This is a genomic window from Roseovarius sp., assembly GCF_018066915.1.
In the GTDB taxonomy this organism is placed as follows: domain Bacteria; phylum Pseudomonadota; class Alphaproteobacteria; order Rhodobacterales; family Rhodobacteraceae; genus Roseovarius.
The window spans coordinates 1-4,205 of sequence record NZ_JAGPVV010000095.1; the positions used below are offsets into that span (position 1 = coordinate 1).

Annotated in this window: 5 protein-coding genes; 1 reads left to right on the forward strand and 4 read right to left on the reverse strand. The window is 61.5% G+C overall.

Annotation, left to right across the window (positions count from 1 at the left end; genetic code table 11):
• A partial coding sequence (locus KBT70_RS05420; protein ID WP_296629510.1) for an ATP-binding cassette domain-containing protein occupies positions 1 to 536 on the forward strand: 536 nt, incomplete at its 5' end.
• On the opposite strand, the gene KBT70_RS05425 is transcribed toward KBT70_RS05420, so the two are convergent.
• The 4 genes from KBT70_RS05425 to KBT70_RS05440 all read right to left on the reverse strand — a co-directional run.
• Positions 533 to 2,179: an acyl-CoA synthetase gene (locus KBT70_RS05425; RefSeq protein WP_296629512.1), complete on the reverse strand. Its 1,647-nt coding sequence runs from the start codon at positions 2,177 to 2,179 to the stop codon at positions 533 to 535. The genes KBT70_RS05420 and KBT70_RS05425 overlap by 4 nt on opposite strands.
• A gap of 3 nt (positions 2,180 to 2,182) precedes the next feature.
• Positions 2,183 to 2,983, reverse strand: a complete 801-nt coding sequence (locus KBT70_RS05430) for an enoyl-CoA hydratase (protein ID WP_296629514.1) — start codon at positions 2,981 to 2,983, stop codon at positions 2,183 to 2,185.
• 23 nt (positions 2,984 to 3,006) lie between these two features.
• On the reverse strand, positions 3,007 to 3,456 hold the full coding sequence (locus KBT70_RS05435) for an OsmC family protein (protein ID WP_296629516.1): 450 nt from the start codon (positions 3,454 to 3,456) through the stop codon (positions 3,007 to 3,009).
• A gap of 27 nt (positions 3,457 to 3,483) precedes the next feature.
• A partial coding sequence (locus KBT70_RS05440; protein ID WP_296629518.1) for a glycine cleavage T C-terminal barrel domain-containing protein occupies positions 3,484 to 4,205 on the reverse strand: 722 nt, incomplete at its 5' end.

A 4,205-nucleotide genomic window follows, 5' to 3' on the forward strand; every position in this document is an offset into this window, starting at 1 on the left:
ACGGAAGCCTCAATCCCCGTCAGAAAATCGGCAATGTGCTGATGGAACCTCTGGTGATCAATACCGATATGCCTGCCTCTGAACGGCGCGACCGGGCCGAGGCGATGATCAAGAAGGTCGGCTTGCAGCCCGAGCATTTCAACCGCTACCCACATATGTTCTCGGGCGGGCAGCGGCAGCGCATTGCGATTGCCCGCGCGCTGATGCTGAATCCTTCGCTGCTGGTGCTCGATGAGCCGGTGTCGGCGCTCGATCTTTCGGTGCAGGCGCAGGTGCTCAACCTCTTGGCCGATTTGCAGGACGAGTTCGAGCTGACCTATGTCTTTGTCAGCCATGACCTATCTGTCGTGCGCTATATCGCAGACGAGGTGATGGTCATCTCCAAGGGTGAGGCGGTCGAGCAGGGCAGTCGCGAGGCGCTCTTTGCCGACCCGCAACACCCCTACACCCGCGCGCTCTTTGCTGCGACACCTGTGACTGATGTCGCGGCCATCCGCGCGCGGGTTGAGCGCCGCAAGGCTGCGAGAGGCGGCTAAGCCGTCTCGACCTGTGCCATCTCTCGTGCCTGTTCCCGCAACAGGAACTTTTGAATTTTGCCCGTTGATGTGCGTGGGATCGTGCTGAATACAAACTGCCCCGGCACCTTGTAGGGGGCCAGATGGTCGCGGCACCATGCACGCAGGGCTGCGGCATCCGCTACCTGCCCCTCGGCCAGTTCGACAAAGGCGCAAGGGGTCTCTCCCCATTTCTCATGCGGCATGGCGACAACGGCCGTGACCGCGACTGCCGGATGACCATAGAGCGTCTCTTCCACCTCGATGGAAGAGATGTTTTCGCCCCCAGAGATGATGACATCCTTGGAGCGATCCTTGAGCTGGATATAGCCATCGGGATGTCGCACACCCAGATCGCCAGAGTGGAACCAGCCGCCAGCAAAGGCCTTTTGCGTGGCCTGCGGATTGCGGAAATACCCCTTCATCACGACATTGCCGCGAAACATGACTTCGCCCATGGTCTGCCCGTCGCGCGGCACCGGGATCATGGTCTCGGGGTCCATCACGTCGAGCCCCTCGAGCGCCAGATAGCGCACACCTTGCCGCGCCTTGAGCGTGGCCTGCTCTGCGGGGGGCAAAGCGGACCAATCGTCATGCCAGTCATTGACGACCGCCGGGCCATAGGTTTCCGTCAACCCATAGAGATGGGTCACGTCAAAGCCAGCGTGCTTCATATCCGCCAAGAGTTTTTCGGGGGGCGGTGCTGCGGCGGTGAAGAATTGCACCGTGTGATCAAGCGCACGTTTCACAGTCTCGGAGGCCGAGATCATCAGCGACATGACAATCGGCGCGCCGCAGAGATGCGTGACCCGCTCTTGCGCAAGCGTCTGCCAGATCGGTTCCGCGCGCACTTGGCGCAGGCAGACATTCGTGCCGACGATGGCCGAGAGCGTCCATGGAAAACACCAGCCGTTGCAATGGAACATCGGCAGGGTCCAGAGATAGACCGCATGTTTGGCCATCGAGGTGGTCAGCGCATTGCCCTGCGCCAAGAGATAGGCCCCCCGGTGGTGCGACACCACGCCCTTGGGATCACCGGTGGTGCCAGAGGTGTAATTGATCGAAATCGCGTCCCATTCATCCTCTGGCATCAGCCAGTCGAACGCCGGATCGCCCGCCGACAGGAAGGTCTCGTAGTCTTCTGCGTCGGTCGCGATGGCCGGACCGGTGAACTCTGGATCGTCATACTGGAGAAGGAGCGGGGCGACTGAGGCCAATGCCAGAGCCTCTTGCATCAGGGGCATGAATTCACGGTCTACGATCACCACGCGGGACAGGGCGTGATCCAATTGAAACGCGATGATGCCCGCGTCGAGCCGCGTGTTGATCGAATGCAGCACCGCGCCGCACATCGGCACTCCGTAATGACATTCCAGCATCGCGGGCGTGTTCGCCAGCATCACCGACACGGTATCGCCGCGCCCGATCCCTCGCGTGCTCAGCGCCGAGGCAAGCTGCCGCGCGCGTGCGTAGAACGCGGCATAGCTGCGCCGCAGGGGGCCGTGAACAATGGCGGTATGCTCGGGGAACACACTCGCCGCACGCTCCAGAAAGCCGAGCGGTGTGAGGGGCTGATGGTTCGCCGGGGTGCGGTCGAGATCGGTGTTATAGGGGTTCGTCGTCATGGCTCAGGCATCCTGCCACTGGGGGCTTCGTTTTTCGAGAAAGGCACCGATGCCCTCTTGAGCATCGCGCGCCAGCATATTGTCCACCATCACGGCTGAGGCGTAGGCATAGGCATCCGAAAGGGTCATCTCGCGTTGCGCGTAAAAGGCGCGTTTGCCGGTGGCGAGCGTCATACTCGATTTCGACGCAATCTTGCGGGCCATGGCCATCGTAGCGGCCTGCAAGTCCTCAGGGGAAACCGCATGGTTGATGAGGCCCATTTCCGCTGCACGCGCGGCCGGGATCATATCGCCGGTGAGCAGCATCTCCATCGCGTGCTTGTCCGCCACATTGCGCGACAGGGCCACCATGGGGGTCGAGCAGAAGAGGCCGATGTGCACCCCCGGTGTGCTGAACTGCGCCGTTTCCGCCGCGATTGCCAGATCACAGCTTGCCACCAACTGACAGCCTGCTGCGGTTGCAATGCCTGTGACTTCGGCGATCACCGGCTTGGGGCAGTTCACGATGGATTGCATCACACCGGAACAGAGCGCCATGATCTTGGTGAAATAGGCCCGGCCCCGGTCCGCACCGGCACGCCCTGCGGTCATTTCCTTGAGGTCGTGGCCCGCGCAGAACGCAGGACCGTTGGCTGCCAGAACGACCACCCGCACCGCCGGATCATTCCCAGCTTCGGCAAAGGCCAAGGCAAGCCTTGCCAGCATCGCCTCAGACAGTGCGTTGCGACGGCCCGCGTCATTCAGTGTCAGGCGCAGGATGCCGTCCCCGTCGAGATCACGCAGAAGGATATCGTTCTTTTGCACGGGAACAGGCCCTTTTTTTGAGGTCAGAGAATGTTGATCTCCACGCTCTCGGCGAGCGTGTTGGCGATAAAGCAGTAGCGATGCGCGCGGTCCTGCATCTCGGCCAGCGTGGCGTCCCCGACCGCAAATCCGGTGTCAAACCGCACCACCGGATGCAGATCAATGCGCGTCACCGACATCTGCCCCTTGGGGTTCTTGCCCAGATGGGCGACCGCGTAGTCGTGATAGCTGGCAACCGGCCACTCCGCCTTGGCCGCGAGCGCGAGAAAGGTCATCATGTGGCAACTGGAGAGCGCCGAGGCGAGCGCCTGTTCGGGATTGGTGTGGGCGGGATCACCGCCCCAATCCGGGGCGGCGTCCACTTGGACATCTTGGCGGTTGTTGAACTGCACGGTATGGGCATTGGAATATTTGCCGGTTTGCAGCACAGGTTCGGCGCGCTGCCAATGCAGCTCGATTGCGAGGTCGGACATGGATCAAGTCTCGTTTCGGGCCAACGCTCAGGCGGCGGCGATTTTCTTGTTGGGGTCGTAGAACGGACGCTCTGCGGTCACGGCGCGCACTGGCCCCTGACCGGTCACAACCTCGACCTCGGCCCCGATATTGGCATGCTCTGCCGCGACCATCGCCAATGCGATATTCCGCTCCAGACGTGGGGAATAGACCGCCGATGTGACCTTGCCGATCTGCTCGCCTGCGACATTGATCGCCCAAAAGGTGGTGTTCGGCCCCTTGAGCGGTGCGCCGTCAATGATCAAGCCGATCTGCTTGCGGCGCGGGCCCTCTTCACGGATGCGGCGCAGCGCGGCTTTGCCGATGAATTCGGCCTCGATATCGAGATTGACCAGCCGGTCCAAACCCAGCTCATAAGGGTTTGTGTTGATGTCGGCATCGGCATGATACGACAGCATACCCCCTTCGATCCGGCGGATTGACGAGGTGTGACCGGGCTTGAGACCAAAGGGCATCCCCGCCGCCATGATCCGCTCCCAGAGCGCATCGCCATGGGCGCTGTCCCGCAGATAGATCTCATAACCCAATTCACTCGACCAGCCGGTGCGCGACACGAGGAGCGGAATTCCGTCTAACTCAAGTTCACGCAGCCAGTAGTATTTCAGATCGAGGATGCTATCGCCAAAAAGCTCTTGCATGATCAGGCCCGATTTCGGCCCCTGCAATTGCAGCGGTGACACGTCCGGCTCCTTGATCGTGACATCCAGCC

Coding starts and splice junctions, on each gene's coding strand:
- KBT70_RS05425 (WP_296629512.1), bottom strand. CDS start 2,179: ATGACGACGAACCCCTATAACACCGATCTCGACCGCACCCCGGCGAAC.
- KBT70_RS05435 (WP_296629516.1), bottom strand. CDS start 3,456: ATGTCCGACCTCGCAATCGAGCTGCATTGGCAGCGCGCCGAACCTGTG.